Source organism: Rhodococcus sp. MurmanLake-1 (genome assembly GCF_056945715.1).
On sequence record NZ_JBWZNF010000001.1, the window covers coordinates 134,604 to 151,822 of the forward strand.

Consider the following 17,219-nt stretch of genomic DNA (forward strand, 5'->3'; position numbering starts at 1 on the left):
CTTCACCCGTGATTCTTCTGCTCTCCACGTCCGACACCGATCTGCTGAGCGCCCGCGCCAGCCAGGAAGCCGGCGACGGCGTCTCCTATCGCTGGGCCAACCCCTCACGCTTGCTGGTCTCGGAGGACTTGCCGCCCTTGCTCGACGGCGTCGACCTCGTGATCGTTCGTATCCTCGGCAGCCGTCGCAGCTGGGAAGACGGCTTGGAGATGGTCCTCGCCTCCGGACTCCCCGTAGTCGTTCTCGGCGGCGAGCACGCGCCGGATGCCGACCTCATGGAGTGCTCGACGGTCTCCGCCGGTGTTGCTGCCGAGGCGCACAACTACCTGGCTGAGGGTGGCACACAGAATCTGGCACAGCTGCACCACTTCCTCTCCGACACCGTCCTGCTCACCGGCCACGGTTTCGAGCCGCCGGCTCACCTGCCTTCCTGGGGCATCGCTGATTTCGCGCCCGATCTCGACTCGGCGAGCGGTCCGGTCATCGCAGTTCTGTACTACCGCGCCCAGCATTTGGCCGGAAACACCCGGTATATCCAGGCGTTGTGCGACGCGGTCGCCGAGGCCGGTGGCACCGCGCTCCCGATCTACTGCGCATCTCTGCGAACCGCAGAAGCCGAACTTTTGAGCACGCTCCGCCGCGCCGACGCCATGGTCGTGACAGTTCTTGCTGCCGGCGGCACCAAGCCCGCCACCGCGTCCGCTGGTGGGGACGACGAAGCCTGGGACGTCGCCGCACTCGCTGCACTCGACGTCCCGATCCTGCAGGGGCTGTGCCTGACCAGTAGCCGCGCCACCTGGGACGAGAACGACGACGGACTGTCGCCTCTCGACGTCGCGACGCAGGTGGCGGTGCCGGAGTTCGACGGTCGCATCATCACCGTCCCGTTCTCCTTCAAGGAAATCGACTCCGACGGGCTGTCCACGTACGTCCCCGATGTCGAGCGCGCTGCCCGTGTCGCCGGCATCGCTGTCCGTCACGGCAAGCTTCGCCACATTCCGACCACCCAGCGTCGCGTTGCTCTGATGCTCTCGGCGTACCCGACCAAGCACGCCCGTATCGGCAACGCCGTCGGCCTCGACACTCCGGCGAGCGCAATCGATCTGCTCACCGAAATGCGTTCTGCCGGTTACGACCTCGGTCCGGTCGACGGCCCTGACGCAGTTCCCGGCCTGGCAGCCAAGGACGGCGATGCGCTGATCCACGCCCTGATCGCGGCCGGCGGCCAGGATCCCGACTGGCTCACTGCCGAGCAGCTAGAGGGCAATCCGATCCGCATCTCGGCAGCGAAGTACCGCGACTGGTTCGCCACCCTGCCCGAGGAACTGCGCAGCGGTGTCGAAGAACACTGGGGTGCAGCGCCCGGCGAGCTGTACGTCGATCGCTCGCAGGATCCGGACGGCGAAATCGTCATCGCGGCACTGCGATTCAACAACATCGTGCTCATGGTCCAGCCGCCGCGGGGATTCGGTGAGAAGCCCGTCGCGATCTACCACGACCCGGATCTGCCGCCGAGCCACCACTACCTCGCGGCCTACCGCTGGATCGCTGCCACCCCGGACAACGGCGGATTCGGCGCCGACGCCGTTGTGCACCTCGGCAAGCACGGCAACCTCGAATGGTTGCCGGGCAAGACACTCGGCATGTCCAGCAATTGCGGCACCGACGCAGCGCTCGGCGACCTGCCGCTGATCTACCCGTTCCTGGTCAACGACCCGGGCGAAGGAACACAGGCCAAGCGTCGTGCTCACGCGACGCTCGTCGATCATCTGATCCCGCCGATGGCCCGTGCCGAAAGCTACGGCGACATCTCCCGCCTCGAGCAACTGCTCGACGAGCACTCCAACATTTCCGCACTCGATCCGTCCAAGCTCCCGGCTATTCGCCAGCAGATCTGGACACTGATGCGTGCCGCCAAGATGGACCACGACCTCGGCCTCGCCGAGCGGCCTGAAGAAGACGTGTTCGACGACATGCTCCTGCACGTCGACGGTTGGCTGTGCGAGATCAAGGACGTCCAGATCCGCGACGGTCTGCACATTCTCGGCCGTGCACCCCAGGGCGACGCCGAAATCGAACTGGTCCTCGCCATGCTGCGTGCCCGTCAGATGTGGGGCGGCGAACAGAGCGTCCCCGGTTTGCGTGAAGCACTCGGGCTCAGCGAAGACGGCGACGAGTCGCGCAGCCGTGTCGACGACGTCGAGGAAAAGGCGCACGCTCTGGTTCGCGGCATGTACGACGCCGATTGGAACCCCGCTGCGGCAGAACAACTCAGCGACGACGAGACCGTCGTGAAGATCCTGCAGTTCGCGGCCACCGAAGTGGTTCCGCGTCTGCGGCAGACGGACAACGAGATCAAGCAGGTCCTGCACGCGCTCGACGGCGGATTCATCGCCGCGGGTCCGAGCGGTTCGCCGCTGCGCGGCCTGATCAACGTTCTTCCCACTGGTCGTAACTTCTACTCCGTCGACCCCAAGGCAGTTCCTTCACGTCTGGCGTGGGAGACCGGTCAGGCGATGGCCGAGTCGCTCGCCGCTCGCTATCTCGCCGATCACGGCGAATACCCGCGCTCGGTGGGTCTGTCGGTGTGGGGAACCGCCGCCATGCGTACCTCCGGCGACGACATCGCCGAAGTGTTCGCGCTCCTCGGTGTTCGCCCCGTCTGGGACGAAGCAAGCCGACGCGTCGTCAACCTCGAAGTCATCGATCTCGAAGAACTCGGCCGCCCGCGCATCGACGTCACCGTCCGCATCTCCGGATTCTTCCGTGATGCGTTCCCGCACGTGCTCGCACTGCTCGACGACGCCGTTCAGCTGGTCGCGGCACTGGACGAGACGGACGAGCAGAACTACGTGCGCGCCCACTCACAGGCCGACCTTGCCGAGCACGGCGACGCCAGGCGTGCGACCACCCGTATCTTCGGTTCGAAGCCCGGAACCTACGGCGCCGGACTGCTGCAACTCATCGACTCCAAGACCTGGCGCGGTGACGACGACCTCGCCGAGGTGTACACCAACTGGGGCGGCTTCGCGTACGGCCGTGGGCTCGACGGAATCCCGGCAGCCGACGACATGCGCAGTGCTTACCGTCGAATCAACGTGGCGGCCAAGAACACCGACACACGTGAGCACGACATCGCCGATTCGGACGACTACTTCCAGTACCACGGCGGCATGGTTGCCACCGTGCGCGCGCTGACCGGAAAGTCGCCCGAGGCATATATCGGCGACAGCACTAGGCCGGAATCGGTTCGCACACGCACACTTTCGGAAGAGACCGCACGTGTCTTCCGGGCGCGCGTGGTCAATCCCCGCTGGCTCGACGCGATGCGCCGTCATGGGTACAAGGGTGCCTTCGAGATGGCGGCCACGGTCGACTACCTCTTCGGGTACGACGCCACCACCAACGTGGTCGCGGACTGGATGTACGAAAAGCTCGCCGAGACCTACGTTCTGGACGAGCAGAACCAGAAGTTCATGACGCAATCCAACCCGTGGGCACTACACGGAATCGCCGAGCGGCTCCTCGAAGCCGCCGAGCGCAACATGTGGGAGCACCCCGAGCAGAAGACACTCGACGGCTTGCGTCAGGTGTACCTCGAAACCGAAGGCGAACTCGAGGGGGAGTAAACCTCGAGAATCATCAGCAGGTCCGGGCGCTGAAGTGCTTCAGCGTCCGGACTTGATGATCTGAGCGATGTTCCGCTCCGCCAGAGCAGTGATTGTCAGTGACGGATTGACGGTGCCGGTGCTGCCCGGAATAGCAGCGCCGTCCATCACGTACAGGCCGTCGTAGCCCTTGACTCGCCCGTAGCTGTCAGTGGCCTTGCCCAGAACCGCACCGCCGAGGGGATGCGCGGTGAACGAGGAATTGACGTCCTTCGCGAACGGCAAGGCGGACGGCAGCGTGGTGCCGGCGAAGGCCATCTTGTTCTGGACGGCGCGCAGGGCCTCGACGGTGGCGTCGTTGCCGTTCTTCGGCCAGTTCAGCACCACCCGATCGTTGCCCCCGTCGTAGGCGAAGTCGGCGCGCTGCGAATCGAGGGTCATACCCAAGGTTCCGAGCATGCCGATGTTGACGGGTAGGCCGGGGACGTACCAGTTTTCCAGGGAGAGTGGCATTCCCGACTCGTCGACGATGCGTGATGCCGACGGTGCGGCTTGCGCAGTGCCGTCACTGAAGCCGAACGAGCGCACCATCCCGGCGTCGCCGTTCGTTCCCCAGCCCTTACCGACGTGTTCGTTGAGGTTCGGCAGCGCGCCCGTCGCCTGGGCGCGTACCAACAGTTCGGACGTGCCGATCGAGCCGGCGCCGAGGAACAGACGGTCACAGGTAAGAGTCTTCCGGGCCAGAACGCCACCCGTCGGATCCGTCGATTCGACGTCGACGACGTAGCGTCCATCACGTTCGCGACTGATCGCGAGCACCTGATGTCCGTAACAGACGGTGGCTCGTCCGGTGGCTTCGGCGGCAGGAATGTAGTTCTGTGTGAGGTCGAACTTCGCGCCGTTGGAGTTACCCATGTTGCTGTCACCGACAGTGGCCGAGGCTCGGGTTCGGCCGTCGAGTTCTGAGCGCACCACGTCCCAGTTCCAGATCCCGTCGATCCGCTGCGGATCGAATCCGGCACGACGAGCGTCCTGATCCCAACGACGCGAGTGGCCGAAATTCGGGGTTTGGTAAATGTCTTCGGGCAACGGGCTCAGACGCAGCATCTGGCGCACCTTGGGGTACCAGGTGGACGCCATCTCGTCGTAATCGAGGGAGTTGCCGAAGACTGCGTCGAAGAATCGGCGCTCGGGCGCGATCATCACGCCGGTGAAGATGATGGAACCACCGCCGACTGCAGCGCCGCGCCAGACCGAGATGTGTTCGTAGTCGGTGGCATCGAGGACGCCGCTGAAGTAGTCGCACACCACCGGGAGTCCGGTGAGGTTGGTGAACGATGTGCGCCGGAAAACTCCGCGGCCGTCGGCCAGCATGTCGGAGGTGTGAATCTCCCGCTGCGGATCATGCGGCCATCGGAGTCCGCGTTCGAGGATGGTGACCTGGGTGCCGCTCTGCGCCAACCGGAGAGCGGTCGCGCTGGCGCCGAAACCTGACCCGATGACGATGGCTTCGGAATGTTCCGGGGGAGTGGGCGAGGGTACGAACAACTCGGGGACGAGTGCGCGGTAGTGATCGGCACCCATCGGTAGCGCACGAAGAGGCGCGGGGGCGGCGTGGCTGATCGAGGTCGACATGAGCGGTGTCGCGGCTGCAACTGCTGCCCCCACTCCGGCCGCTTTGAAAAAGTCACGACGCTGCATGTCACGACGCTGCATGTGTTTGTTCGACTCCCCAGTTCGACGATTTGCCTCAGAATAACTCGAGATGGAGGTTGGGGACGAAACGGCATGTTGGATGTGCGCAGAAACCGGATAAAACGTGCATAAGTGGCATGTTTCAGCCGATTGTGGAAGGTCGCCGGATAGTCGCCGAGGCTCATCGGTGTCCAGTGAGAGGTTCCCGCCCCTATCCTCGAGGAGTGAACTCCGACTTCAAGCGCGTCTCCGAGGCCAAGTACGTCCTACTCACGACCTTCCGCAAGGACGGAACGCCGGTGGCGACGCCGCTCTGGGCCGCGCCGGACGGCGACAAGCTCCTGATGTGGACCGTCACCGATTCCTACAAGGTCAAGCGCATCAAGCGAAACCCCTCGGTCACAGTCGCCGCGTGTGACGCGCGGGGAAATCCGAAGGGTGAACCGGTTGCCGCCGTCGCCGAGATCCTCGACGCGCCGGGCACCGATCATGCTCGCGACGCGATCGCGCGTCGCTACGGAATCCTTGGCTGGATCACCATGAAAGGCAGTCTCCTGCGCCGCGGCAAGACCGGAACGATCGGACTTGCCATCACTGCAGCTTGACCGCGTCAGTTGCCGAGCAGATCGTCCAACGCTGAATCGAACCGCGGATAGGTGAAGGGGAAGCCGTTGTCCGTCAGCACTTTCGACACGGCGTGACGACCCGTCAGGCCCAAGGCAGCGTCGCTGCGCAGCAGGAACGCGCCGAATCTGACCATGACAGCGGGCGTCGGCGGTGCAGGTGGCCGGTGAAGGTGCTTGCGCAGCCCGGCCATCAGTTCTGAATTGCGGACGGGATCCGGGGCAGTCGCGATGACCACGCCCGAGGCAGCCGAATCGGGTTCGAGGGTCCAACGAACGATCGACAGCCAGTCGTCGATGTGAATCCAACTTGTCCATTGTCGACCTGACGCAACGCGTCCGCCCAGACCGAGACGTACGAGCAACAGGAGTCGCTCTAGCGCCGGTGTGCCCTTCTCCAATACGACGCTGGTTCGCAGGATCACTACTCGTGACGTGTTTGCTCCCTCGACCGCTGCCTCCCAGTCCTTTGCGACGTCGGTCATCTGAGGTGGTCCGTCAGCGAGTGGGGAAGCCTCGTCGAGTCGGGTCTCTCCGGCGTCGCCGTAGATTGCGAGCGTGCTCGCTTGGATCCACACCGGAACAGGGTGCGCCAGTAGTTTCGACGCTTCGACCAGCGCGCGGGTCGGACCGACTCGGGAGTTGGTGAGCAGTGCGATGTTTGCCGGGGTGGGTCGGCGATCGACCAACTCGCCGGCCAGATTGATCACCGCGGCGCCGTCGAGTTCTCCTGCCCAGTCGCCGACCGTGACACCGTCCCACTGAACCTGCCTGTGCCCGCCGGGTTTCGGTGACCGAGTCAGGACCACGACGTCATACCCACGGTCGGCGAGATCGTCGCTGATTCGGCGGCCGAGAGCGCCGGTGCCGCCGGCGATCACGACCTTCGTCATCACTGCGCCTGGCTGACCGAGGACATGCGGAAGTCGGGAATCCGCATGGGCGGCATGGCCGTGCGGGTGAACCAGTCTTTCCACTCGCGGGGAAGCGTGATCTCGGTGCGTCCAGCCTCGGTGACCCGCCGCAGGAGATCGAGCGGGCTCTCGTTGAAACGGAAGTTGTTGACGGCGCCGACGATCTTGCCGTCCTCGATCAAATACACCCCGTCACGGGTGAGTCCGGTCAACAGCAGCGTCGTCGGATCCACCTCACGGATGTACCAGAGGGTTGTGAGCAGTAGCCCCTTCTCGGTACCTGCGATCATGTCCTCGATCGAGGTGTCGTCACCACCGGTCAGGATGAGATTGTCGCCGGGAACTGCGACAGGTCGACCGAATTCTCGTGCAGCGTGGCGCGGGTACGCCAGTGCATTGACGACGCCGTCTCGGACCCAGTCGACGGGTTCGATCTCCATACCGTTGTCGAACAGTGAGACGGATTCACTCGACGACGTCGTGATCACGAACGGCGCGGACTGCAAGCCCTCGGCGCGGGGGTCGGAGGTGAGTGTCAGTGGCAATCCGAGCTTCTCGCCGATCCGGGTACCACCGGTGGTGGAAAGTGCGGTGTGGCCCTCTTCGGCGCCGCGCCCCTCCATGGTCCACATCAGATAGATCATCAGGTCCGCGACAGCCGAAGGCGGAAGAATCGTCTCGTAGCGGCCGGCGGGCAGACTGACCGAATTTTCCGCCCAATCGAGTCGAGTGGTCAACTGCGACAAAAGGTTCGGCGCTGAAATGTCAGTGAAATCGACAGTTCCGGATCCGACCCAGGCGCTGGCGTCGCCGCGCTTGCCGTTGATCTCCACGGAGCCGGTGGCCTGAGCCGTTCTACGTCGCACGCCCGTCGAAGTTCCGAGCCAGGTGGTGTGCAACTGGTGGTGAGCGAAGCCGAACAACTGGTCATCACCGTCGAAGGCCGTGGACAGGTCGGCAGCCAACTGCGCAAAGACACCGATGTCGGTCAGGGCGGCCGGCAGGTCCCAGTCGGTCTCTGCCGCCGACTGCGTGATCAGGTCGGACGCGTCGTCAGCCGGAGTGGCTGTGCGCGCAGCCTGTTCGCTTGCCTGTACGAGTGCGGAAATCTGCTCCGGATCGACACTGCTGGAACTGACAGTGCCCACCTTCGCGATGTCACCCTCGCGCACGATCGAGATCACCGTCCACGTCCGGGACAGCGAAACTCCGTTGGTGGTCATCGAATTGTTGGCCCACCGCAGCGACGCCTCACTCGCATCGGTCACGATCACCAACGATTCGTCTACCGTCCTCGCGGCCAATGCACGCTCGACGACCTGCTGCGGATCGATCACTGCTGAGCCTCCGAACGAGTATTGAGGATGTTGACTCCGCGGAACAGAGCGGACGGGCAGCCGTGGCTGACCGCCGCAACCTGACCGGGTTGCGCCTTGCCGCAGTTGAATGCGCCCTGCAGGCGCCAGGTCGACTCACCGCCAACGGCTTCCATCGAGCCCCAGAAATCCGTCGTCGTCGCCTGATACGCCACGTCACGCACCTGACCGTCGAGCTTTCCGTCACGGATCTTGAAGAACCGCTGACCGGTGAACTGGAAGTTGTAGCGCTGCATGTCGATCGACCAGGACTTGTCACCGACGACGTAGATGCCGTTCTCGACTCGCGAGATCAGGTCTGCGGTCGAGGTGTCCGTAGAAGGGTCGGGGGAGAGCGAGACGTTGGCCATTCGCTGGATGGGAACGTGATGTGCGGAGTCGGCGTACGAGCAGCCGTTGGAACGCGTCAGCCCCAGCCTCCGCGCGAACACGCGGTCTAGTTGATACCCGACCAGTGTTCCGTCTGCCACCAGATCCCACCGTTGAGAGGCGACGCCGTCGTCGTCGAATCCGACGCTGGCCAGGCCGTGCTCTTCGTTACGATCGGCGGTCACGTGCATGAGTGGCGTTCCGTATTTCAGCGTTCCCAGCTTGTCCGGCGTCGCGAACGACGTACCGGCGTAGGCCGCTTCGTAGCCGATCGCCCGGTCGTATTCGGTGGCGTGTCCGATGGATTCGTGGATCGTGAGCCACAGATTGGTCGGATCGATCACGAGGTCGGTCGGACCTGCTTCGACAGTGGGCGCCTTGGTCTTCTCGGCCAGCCACTCCGGGATCTGCGCGAGCTCTTCACCCCAGTTCCATGTGCTCTCCGCCCCGAGGTACTCCCATCCGCGACCTACCGGCGGCGCCAAGGTGCGCATCGATTCGAAGCTGCCGGCCGATTTGTCGACGGCGGTCGCCTCGAACTCGGGGTGCAGACGCACCCGTTGCTGGGTGATCGACGAACCGGCCAGATCCGCGTAGAAAGTCTGCTCCTTGACCTGGAGGACACTCGCCGTGACGTGATCCACACCGTCAGCGGCTTGAAGCCGTCCGGAGTAGTCGACCAGCAGCGCTACCTTGTCGGCCGTCGGTGTCGCGAAGGGATCTTCGAGGTACGGGGACACCCACGTCGCGTCGGCGTAGACGGGTTCGTCGGCGAGGGTGACCGGATCCCGATTGAGCGAGCGTAATGCCTTCGCAACCTCGACCGCTTGGCGTGCCAGCGCAGCCGCGACGTCAGGGGATACCTCGGCGTGCGAGGCGAATCCCCACGTGCCGTCGACGATCACACGGACGGCGACCCCGATCTCGTCTCCGTCGGACACCGCCTGAACTACGCCGTCGCGCAAGCGGATCGACTGTGTGAGCACGCGGTGGACACGAACATCGGCGTGCTGAGCGCCGGCTGTTCTCGCTGCCGACAGCGCCGCATCAGCGACAGCTCGCAGCGGGAGGGCGAGGAAATCTGCATCGACATCTCGGGTGACGGTCACGCACACGACGCTAGCCGACGACCGCCGATCTCAACCGAACTGCTGCCATCCGAGGCGAATCACCATGGCGATCACGACCACCAACAGCGTGATCCGGACGAATCCGGATCCCTTGCTCAGCGCCATCCGCGAACCGATGACCGCGCCGAGCACGTTGCACACCGCCATCGCCAAACCCAAACTCCACCAGACATGCCCGGTGACGGCGAAGTAGGCGAGCGCGCCGAAATTGGAACCGAGATTGATCACCTTCGCCATGGCTGCGCTTCGAACGAATTCGGTTCCGAGGAAGGTGGCGAAGCTGATGATGAGGAAAGTGCCGGTGCCGGGTCCGAGCAGACCGTCGTAAAGCCCGATGAGTCCGGCGGAGAGCAGCAAGACGAGGACGGTCTTGCGCTGCGTCGGACGATGAGTGGCGATCGTGGTGCCCAGCGTCGGCCGCATTGTCACGAAGACGGCGACAGCGACGAGTACGACCATCACGATCGGAATGAAGTACTTCTTGTCGATCAGTGAAACGGCCGCCGCCCCGCACGCGGACGTCACCGCTGCCAAGGCGGCTGCCGGCGCCATCTGCCGCCATTGCATCGGGATTCGACGCGAGAACGTGTACACCGCAGCACTCGTCCCGGTGAATGCCGTCAGTTTGTTGGTGGCCAGTGCGGCCTGCGGGGTCAATTGCGGGGCGACCAGAAAGAGCGCGGGCAACAGAATCAATCCGCCGCCGCCGACGACGGCGTCCACCCAACCCGCCGCCGTTGCTGCCGTCATCAGCAGTCCCCAATCAGCAATATCCACGGCGGTGACTCTTTCACAGCTGTGACACTCTTGAGCACATGCGGAGGTTCAGCCTGTGGCTGCGAGGAAAGCCGATGATCGCGGACAGCGCGCTGGCGCTCGTGTTCTTCGCGCTCGAGGTAGTCACGTTCGTCAGTTCGCCGCGTGAGGAGCGGTGGCCTCAGCTCGTCGTCGGATTTCTGATCTGCCTTCCCGTCGTGTGGCGTCGCAAATATCCGCGTGTGTCCGCTGCGTCCATATTGTCGATGTCGTACTTCGCGACCCTGATGATGTGGGCGACCGGGGATCCGGCTGCGGAACATCCAGGCCTGCTGGCGCTCGGAGTTTCGCTCTACACACTCGTTGCGTACGTCGATCGGCGTACCGGGGCGATATTCGCGTGCTTCCTTGCCCTGGACATGACTTTCTCGTTGCTCGTCATCCGCCAAGACGTGATCCTGACGATCATCATCGCGACGCTGCTCTATGCGCTGGCCTGGATCACCGCCGAGTTCTTGAGCGCGCGACGTGCCTACGACGAGGAAGTGGCCGCCAGACTCGAAGTGGCCGAATACGAACGGGACCGCCGCGCCGAGGATGCGGTGGCGACGGAAAGAACCCGGATCGCCCGCGAACTCCACGACGTCGTCGCACACGCGGTCAGCGTGATGATCGTTCAGGCGGACGGCGCCTCGTACGCCGTCGATTCCAATCCGGCGTTGGCGAAGAAGGCGCTCGGCAATATCTCCAGCACCGGACGTGATGCGCTTGCCGAGCTTCGCCGGACCGTCTCGCTTCTGCGCACCGAGGTCAGTAGCGATTTGATGCCGCAACACGGAACGGCCGGCATCGCCAAGGTCGTCGAGATGATGCGTGCCGCCGGTCTCGGCGTGCGCCTAGAGCTGACCGGCGAGCTCGACGACGTCAGTCCATCGGTCAGCCTGGGCATTCATCGCCTCGTTCAGGAATCACTGACCAATGTCCTCCGCCACGCCGGCGCGAACCCGAAGGCCCGAGTCACCGTGCGCCGCACCGAGACCGCGGTACTGCTCGAGGTCGTCGACAACGGAACGTCGAGCTCGACCTTCGCTCACGGTTCGGGCAACGGACTGGTCGGCATGCGTGAGCGGGTGGCGGTACTGCACGGGACACTCGAGACGGGACGACGCCCCGACGGCAGTTGGCGTGTGTACGCAGAGTTGCCGCTCGAGATCCACGATTGATACCGGCTCGCCGCAATCGCATTGGCACCGACGTCTCAGGCCCGATAGGTTTACGCCGTGCCCATCACCATGCTGCTAGTCGACGACCAGGAACTCATGCGGATGGGCCTGAACATGGTGCTCGAAGCACATGAGGACATCTCGGTCATCGGTGAGGCCGGTGACGGAGCCGCGGCGGTCGCAGCGGCGGTGGCGCTGAAGCCTGACGTCGTGTTGATGGATGTGCGGATGCCGATTGTCGACGGGGTGAAAGCGACGGAGCAGATTCTTGCCTCCGGGATCGAATCCAGGGTCCTGGTCATGACGACGTTCGACCTGGACGAACACGCGCTCGGCGCCCTGCGTGCCGGAGCGAGTGGGTTTCTTCTCAAAGACACCCCGCCCGAGGACCTCGTGTCGGCTATCCGCAGCGTGGCGGCCGGTGATGCGGTTGTTTCCCCGAAGGTGACACGTCGTCTGCTGTCGAGGTTCATCGTGGACGGTCCGGCGCCGCGACGCGATCCGGTGGTTCTCGACGTCCTGACCGAACGCGAACGCGAAGTCCTCGGGCACGTGGCCACGGGACTGTCGAACATCGAGATCGCACAGCAGCTGTACCTGTCCGAATCGACGATCAAGTCGCACGTCGGACGCATTCTGACCAAACTCGATCTGCGTGATCGTGTGCAGGCGGTGGTGCTGGCCTACGAGACCGGACTGGTAACTCCGGGCGCGTAGGCCAGCCGCCTGTCAGGCAGCGAGCGTTTCGCTCTGCTCAGGCATCAAAAGCGCCCACTGTTGGCAGCACGATGCAGGTCTTCCCGTCTGCGTAATCGACATTGCCGAACAGAGCGGCAAACACCTTGCCGTCGCCGGTGTCGACGACCTTCGAGAGCAACGGCGTATCGAGTACGGGCAACTTCTCGTCCAACGGGACGATGCCACCCTTGAAGGTGCCGACGTTGATCCAGGCAACACTCAACCCTGAGGTCTTGGGTATGCCGACGTAACCCGGGATTGCCTGGAACCGGAGATGGTCGGCCTCGACCCACGGCGGCAACGGGAAGTTCGGACCGGCCTGTGCGGAGCTGAGGGTGACGGTGACAGGTTCACCGGCCACGCCACACCCGACTGTCGGTGCGGGGTACATGAACGACTGCGGCTTGGTGACGCCGATGTCCGGGAGATCGAGGGCGGTCGTGATCTGATCAGCGCCTGCCGTGCCGATCAACTGCTGAACAGCAGCAGAGGCTTCGGGGGAGATGGCTGCGGCCTGCGCGATCAGCGCGGCAATTCCTTCGGGTACTACCGGTTCTGCGGCCGCGGTTCCCGCGCTGATCATCGTGCTGCCGGCGGTGAGTGCCACGACGGCGGCAGTGCCGGCGATGGCAGCGGGAATGCGTCGGGCGAGTGTCTTGCCGGGGAGTCGGCTCATGTCGGGCTCCTTCATTTCATGAGGCCGGGAAATGCGGCCCGAAGTGACTTGACCATGCGCATAGTCTCAACGTCAACTTGAGGTTTAGAATCGTTAGCGGAGCGTTAGTTAACGCCAGGCAAGTCGCACGTGCGCGAGAGAAGGCCCGTGTGACTCACGGCACTCGCCTGTTTTGCACCTCTGCGTCGTTGTCGGGAGAAAATCCGGCCCCTCGAGCGTTGAACGGATAGACCGTCTGAAAGGGGACGTCATGATCGCCGCCGTATTCCTCCTCTACGTGATCGTCGAGATCGCCGCATTGGTCATCGTGGGCAACGCCATCGGTGTCGCCTGGACAGTGCTGCTGTTTCTCGCCGGTTCGCTTGTCGGATTGATCCTCATGCGTTCGCAGTGGCGACGAGTCATGGACGGATTCCGCAAGGCAACGAGGGGTGAGGGATCGCCGTCACTGGCGGTCGCCGACGGCGCCTTGGTCGCGGCGGGCTCCGCGTTGATGTTCGTACCCGGACTCGTGACTTCCGTTCTGGGCCTTCTGCTTCTGATTCCGCCGACCCGGTGGGCGCTCCGCCCGCTTGCGGTGCTCCTGGCAGGCAAGCGCGCAGCAGCATTTGCCGCCGGTGGTGACGCCTTCGCCGGAACCGTCGGCTACGCGGCGCGCATGCGCGGAAACGGCGAGGTGATCGACGGCGAGATCATCGTCGAGACACCCGAAACCACCGAGTACGTAGCAAGCAACGGCAAGGAACTGGTCCTCGAGGGTGAGATTCTGGACACGGATACACCCACCCGTTCGCGGGGGCCGCAGTACTAACAGGCAGACTGGGTGCTCGTGACTACTCGTCTGCTGGTCAACGGCCGGATCTACAGTTCATTTGCACCTGACGCGACCTCGATCGCCATCACCGACGGCACCGTCGTGTGGGTCGGCGACGAGCGCGCCGGACGGGCGTTGCACCCCGCCGCGGAGATCGAAGACCTGGGCGGTGCGTTTGTCACTCCCGGGTTCGTCGACACCCACGTCCATATCACTGCATTGGGACTCAATCTCGTCGGTCTGGATCTCGTGGGCGCGAACTCACTGGACGAATGCCTCTCGCGAGTACGAACATTCGCAGCGGCAAACCCCGAAACTGCCCATCCCGACGCAGTCATCTGGGGACATGGTTGGGATGACACCGAGTGGGCAGATCAGACGCCGCCTTCGACCGCGGATCTCGACGCGGCTGCCCCTGGCCGCAAGGTGTATCTCTCGCGGATCGACGTTCACTCGGCCGCGTGCTCGAGCGCATTGCGCGACGGGATCTCCGGCCTCGCCGACACTGCCGGATACTCGGCCGACGGCCCGCTGACCTTCGACGCACACCACCTGGCGCGCAATGCGGCTCGGAACCTGCTGACCGAATCTCAGCGCGCGTCTGCTCGTACCGCGGCGCTCGATCTGTGCGCCTCCCGCGGGATCGTCGCAGTGCACGAGTGCGGCGGACCGGACATCTCGGGACTGACCGATTTCCAGGAACTACTGGCCCACGACCACGGAGTGGAGGTTCGGGGTTACTGGGGTGAGCGCGTCGACACCGAAGAGGATGCTCGCGCACTCCTCGACAAAACCGGAGCAGACGGACTCGGCGGGGATCTCTTCATCGACGGTTCGCTCGGTTCGCATACCGCGTGGCTGCTCGAACCCTATGCAGACCAACCTGATTCGACGGGCAACGCCTATCTCGACGTCGACGCGATCGCCGCACACATCCGGGCCTGCACCCTCGCGGGTGTCCAGGCCGGCTTCCATGCCATCGGCGACGGTGCCGTCTCGTCGGCAGCGGCCGCGTTCCGCAAGGTCGCCGACGAACTGGGTGGCCCCAAGGTCGCCGCGTTGGGTCACCGCCTCGAGCACGCGGAAATGATGTCGATGGCCGACGCGGAAACCTTCGCGGCCTTGGGTGTCATCGCGAGCGTCCAACCGGTGTTCGACGCACTGTGGGGCGGTACCGACGGTCTGTACGCCACGCGCCTGGGAGTCGACCGCGCAGCAGCGTTGAATCCGTTTGCACCTGCTGCCGGTAAGGGTGTCTCGCTCGCATTCAGCTCCGATGCCCCGGTCACCCCCATCGAGCCGTGGGCGATGCTGCGCGCCGCTGTCCAGCACCGCACCGACGGAAGTGGAATCTCACCGCGTGCGGCCTTCTCCGCCGCAACGCGCGGCGCCTGGCGCGCGGGCGGAGTGCGGGACGGCGCCGCGGGAACGCTCAATCCGGGTGCACCCGCCTCCTACGTGTTGTGGGAGGCAGGCGAACTCGAAGTCAGTGCACCGGCCGATTCAGTTCAGCGATGGTCTACCGATCCGCGCTCGCGAGTACCCGCTCTGCCCAGGCTGGCGGAAGATGCGCCGATTCCGGTCTGCATCAAGTCGGTGCATCGCGGACGCGTCGTCTACCAGCGCGGCTCGACGAGTGAGTGAGGCCGGCGCAGAGGCGCCCAGCAGCGATCGCTCCCGCGTGAACGCTGTGCTCACCGGTTCGGCATGGCTACGTTCGCTGTACGCAGCCGCAGGCGGATTCTTGATCTTCGCCGGGTTCCCACCTCGTCCGCTGTGGTTTCTGGCGCCAGTCGGGATCGCTCTTCTGACGTGCGTGTTGACGAACTTCGGTCGAGGCGGATTGCGTCTTCGTGCCGGCTTCGGTTACGGGTACCTGGCCGGTCTCGGATTCCTGGTGCCGTTGCTTCCGTGGATCGGTGTGTTCGTGGGCGCGGTCCCGTGGATCGCGTTGGCCGCGGTGGAGTCGTTGTTCATCGGACTGTTCGGGTTGCTGGCGGTACTGGTGGCGAGGTTGCCTTGGGCACCTTTGTGGATTGCCGCGACCTGGACGCTTACCGAGTGGCTTCGTTCCAGCGTCCCTTTCGGCGGATTTCCTTGGGGCAGGCTCGCATTCGGTCAATCCGAAGGGTGGCTCCTCCCACTCGCGAGTATCGGCGGTGCGCCGCTGCTCAGCTTCGCGGTGGCCCTGACCGGTACCGGCTTGGCAGCAGTCGTCGTCGCTGTCGCGGCAAAACGATGGGACCGAGGATTCTTCGGAGCCGTTGCCGCCGCCATCGTGCCCGTGATCGTTGCTCTCGTGGTGTCGCCGTTTCTTGCCACCATGGATTCCGGCGACCGAACGATCACCGTCGCCGCGATCCAGGGCAGCGTTCCGCGGTTGGGCTTGGACTTCAACTCGCAACGCAAGCAGGTCCTCGACAACCACGTCGCCGAAACCGTGAAACTGGCAGCCGAGGTGGACGCGGGCCGCGTCGATCAGCCTGACGTCGTGATCTGGCCGGAAAATGCCTCGGACATCGACCCACTGCGAAACGCCGATGCCGCGGCCGACATCACCCGAGCCTCCGAAGCGATCGGAGCCCCGATTCTTGTCGGCACCGTACTCGTGAATGCCGATCGGACGACCACCAATTCAGTGATCGTGTGGGACGGCGCCGATGGTCCTCAGGAACAGCACGACAAGAAGATCATCCAGCCGTTCGGTGAATACCTGCCATACCGAAGCTTCTTCCGGAACTTCTCCTCGTACGCCGATCGTGCGGGCAATTTCGTGCCCGGCGAGGGCAACGGCGTTGTCCACGCAGCGGGTGTACCGATCGGCGTCGCGACTTGTTACGAGGTTGCGTTCGACCGGGCGTTCCAGGAATCGGTGCGCAATGGTGCGCAGCTGCTGGCAGTACCGACCAACAACGCCACCTTCGGGGACACCGAGATGACGTATCAGCAGCTGGCAATGTCCCGTGTGCGGGCAGTCGAGCACGGCCGTGCCGTCGTTGTGGCCGCAACCAGTGGTGTCAGCGCCATCATCGCTCCCGACGGGGCAGTGACTTCGCAGACCGACCTGTTCGTGCCGGCGGCACTTGTGGCCAAGGTGCCGCTCTCGACCAGCTCCACCCTCGCTACCCGAGTAGGTCCGGCGCCGGAGATCGTGCTCAGCATCATCGCGGTCGGTGCGATTGCCATGGCGCTGGTAGCCCGGCGCCGAGATCGGGCCGAGCAATCACCTGAGGAGGCTGCGGCAATCTGACCCGAGCAACGGATATCGGGCTGCCGATGTTCCGAGGGGCGCCTACG

Annotated in this window: 13 protein-coding genes; 7 read left to right on the forward strand and 6 right to left on the reverse strand. The window is 64.4% G+C overall.

Annotated features, from left to right (window positions below; all coding sequences use genetic code 11):
- The first annotated feature begins 8 nt into the window (after nt 1-8).
- On the forward strand, nt 9-3,629 hold the full coding sequence (gene cobN / locus AC2ETI_RS00655) for a cobaltochelatase subunit CobN (protein WP_256064480.1): 3,621 nt from the start codon (nt 9-11) through the stop codon (nt 3,627-3,629).
- 39 nt (nt 3,630-3,668) lie between these two features.
- On the opposite strand, the gene AC2ETI_RS00660 is transcribed toward cobN, so the two are convergent.
- Nucleotides 3,669-5,309, reverse strand: a complete 1,641-nt coding sequence (locus tag AC2ETI_RS00660) for a GMC oxidoreductase (RefSeq protein WP_483633442.1) — start codon at nt 5,307-5,309, stop codon at nt 3,669-3,671.
- Between the two features lie 218 nt (nt 5,310-5,527).
- On the opposite strand from AC2ETI_RS00660, the gene AC2ETI_RS00665 reads away from it, so the two are divergent.
- A complete protein-coding gene (locus tag AC2ETI_RS00665; protein ID WP_029255376.1) occupies nt 5,528-5,908 on the forward strand; it encodes a PPOX class F420-dependent oxidoreductase in 381 nt (126 codons plus the stop codon).
- 5 nt (nt 5,909-5,913) lie between these two features.
- Here the strand turns inward: AC2ETI_RS00665 and AC2ETI_RS00670 are convergent, their stop codons facing one another.
- From AC2ETI_RS00670 to AC2ETI_RS00685, 4 genes are read right to left on the reverse strand one after another with little or no spacing between them, the layout of a single operon-like run.
- Nucleotides 5,914-6,819, reverse strand: coding sequence for an epimerase (locus AC2ETI_RS00670; protein WP_256064484.1), 906 nt, complete (start codon nt 6,817-6,819; stop codon nt 5,914-5,916).
- Nucleotides 6,819-8,177 carry a metallopeptidase TldD-related protein gene (locus tag AC2ETI_RS00675; RefSeq protein WP_256064489.1) on the reverse strand — a complete coding sequence of 453 codons (1,359 nt, stop codon included), beginning with the start codon at nt 8,175-8,177 and terminating at the stop codon, nt 6,819-6,821. The genes AC2ETI_RS00670 and AC2ETI_RS00675 overlap by 1 nt, the downstream gene beginning before the upstream one ends.
- Nucleotides 8,174-9,694, reverse strand: a complete 1,521-nt coding sequence (locus tag AC2ETI_RS00680) for a TldD/PmbA family protein (RefSeq protein WP_483633443.1) — start codon at nt 9,692-9,694, stop codon at nt 8,174-8,176. Before AC2ETI_RS00680 ends, AC2ETI_RS00675 begins: the two co-directional genes overlap by 4 nt.
- Before the next feature lie 30 nt (nt 9,695-9,724).
- A complete protein-coding gene (locus AC2ETI_RS00685; protein WP_080910376.1) occupies nt 9,725-10,492 on the reverse strand; it encodes a TSUP family transporter in 768 nt (255 codons plus the stop codon).
- A gap of 38 nt (nt 10,493-10,530) precedes the next feature.
- Here AC2ETI_RS00685 and AC2ETI_RS00690 point away from each other — a divergent pair, with 38 nt between their 5' ends.
- Both AC2ETI_RS00690 and AC2ETI_RS00695 read left to right on the forward strand, forming a co-directional pair.
- Nucleotides 10,531-11,694, forward strand: a complete 1,164-nt coding sequence (locus AC2ETI_RS00690) for a sensor histidine kinase (protein ID WP_019748480.1) — start codon at nt 10,531-10,533, stop codon at nt 11,692-11,694.
- A 57-nt stretch (nt 11,695-11,751) separates the two neighbouring features.
- Complete coding sequence (locus AC2ETI_RS00695; RefSeq protein WP_483633444.1) at nt 11,752-12,411, forward strand: response regulator; 660 nt, start codon at nt 11,752-11,754, stop codon at nt 12,409-12,411.
- Nucleotides 12,412-12,448: 37 nt separating this feature from the next.
- Here AC2ETI_RS00695 and AC2ETI_RS00700 read toward each other — a convergent pair whose 3' ends face one another.
- Entirely contained in the window at nt 12,449-13,108 is a 660-nt protein-coding gene (locus tag AC2ETI_RS00700; protein WP_020969642.1) for a hypothetical protein, read from the reverse strand.
- Nucleotides 13,109-13,358: 250 nt separating this feature from the next.
- On the opposite strand from AC2ETI_RS00700, the gene AC2ETI_RS00705 reads away from it, so the two are divergent.
- The 3 genes from AC2ETI_RS00705 to lnt are packed head-to-tail and all read left to right on the forward strand — an operon-like array spanning nt 13,359 to nt 17,172.
- Nucleotides 13,359-13,919: an FxsA family protein gene (locus AC2ETI_RS00705; RefSeq protein WP_003944915.1), complete on the forward strand. Its 561-nt coding sequence runs from the start codon at nt 13,359-13,361 to the stop codon at nt 13,917-13,919.
- Nucleotides 13,920-13,931: 12 nt separating this feature from the next.
- Nucleotides 13,932-15,566, forward strand: a complete 1,635-nt coding sequence (locus AC2ETI_RS00710) for an amidohydrolase (protein WP_020969641.1) — start codon at nt 13,932-13,934, stop codon at nt 15,564-15,566.
- 37 nt (nt 15,567-15,603) lie between these two features.
- Nucleotides 15,604-17,172 (forward strand): apolipoprotein N-acyltransferase, encoded by a 1,569-nt coding sequence (gene lnt, locus AC2ETI_RS00715; protein WP_256064607.1) that lies wholly within the window; start codon nt 15,604-15,606, stop codon nt 17,170-17,172.
- Nucleotides 17,173-17,219: the final 47 nt, after the last annotated feature.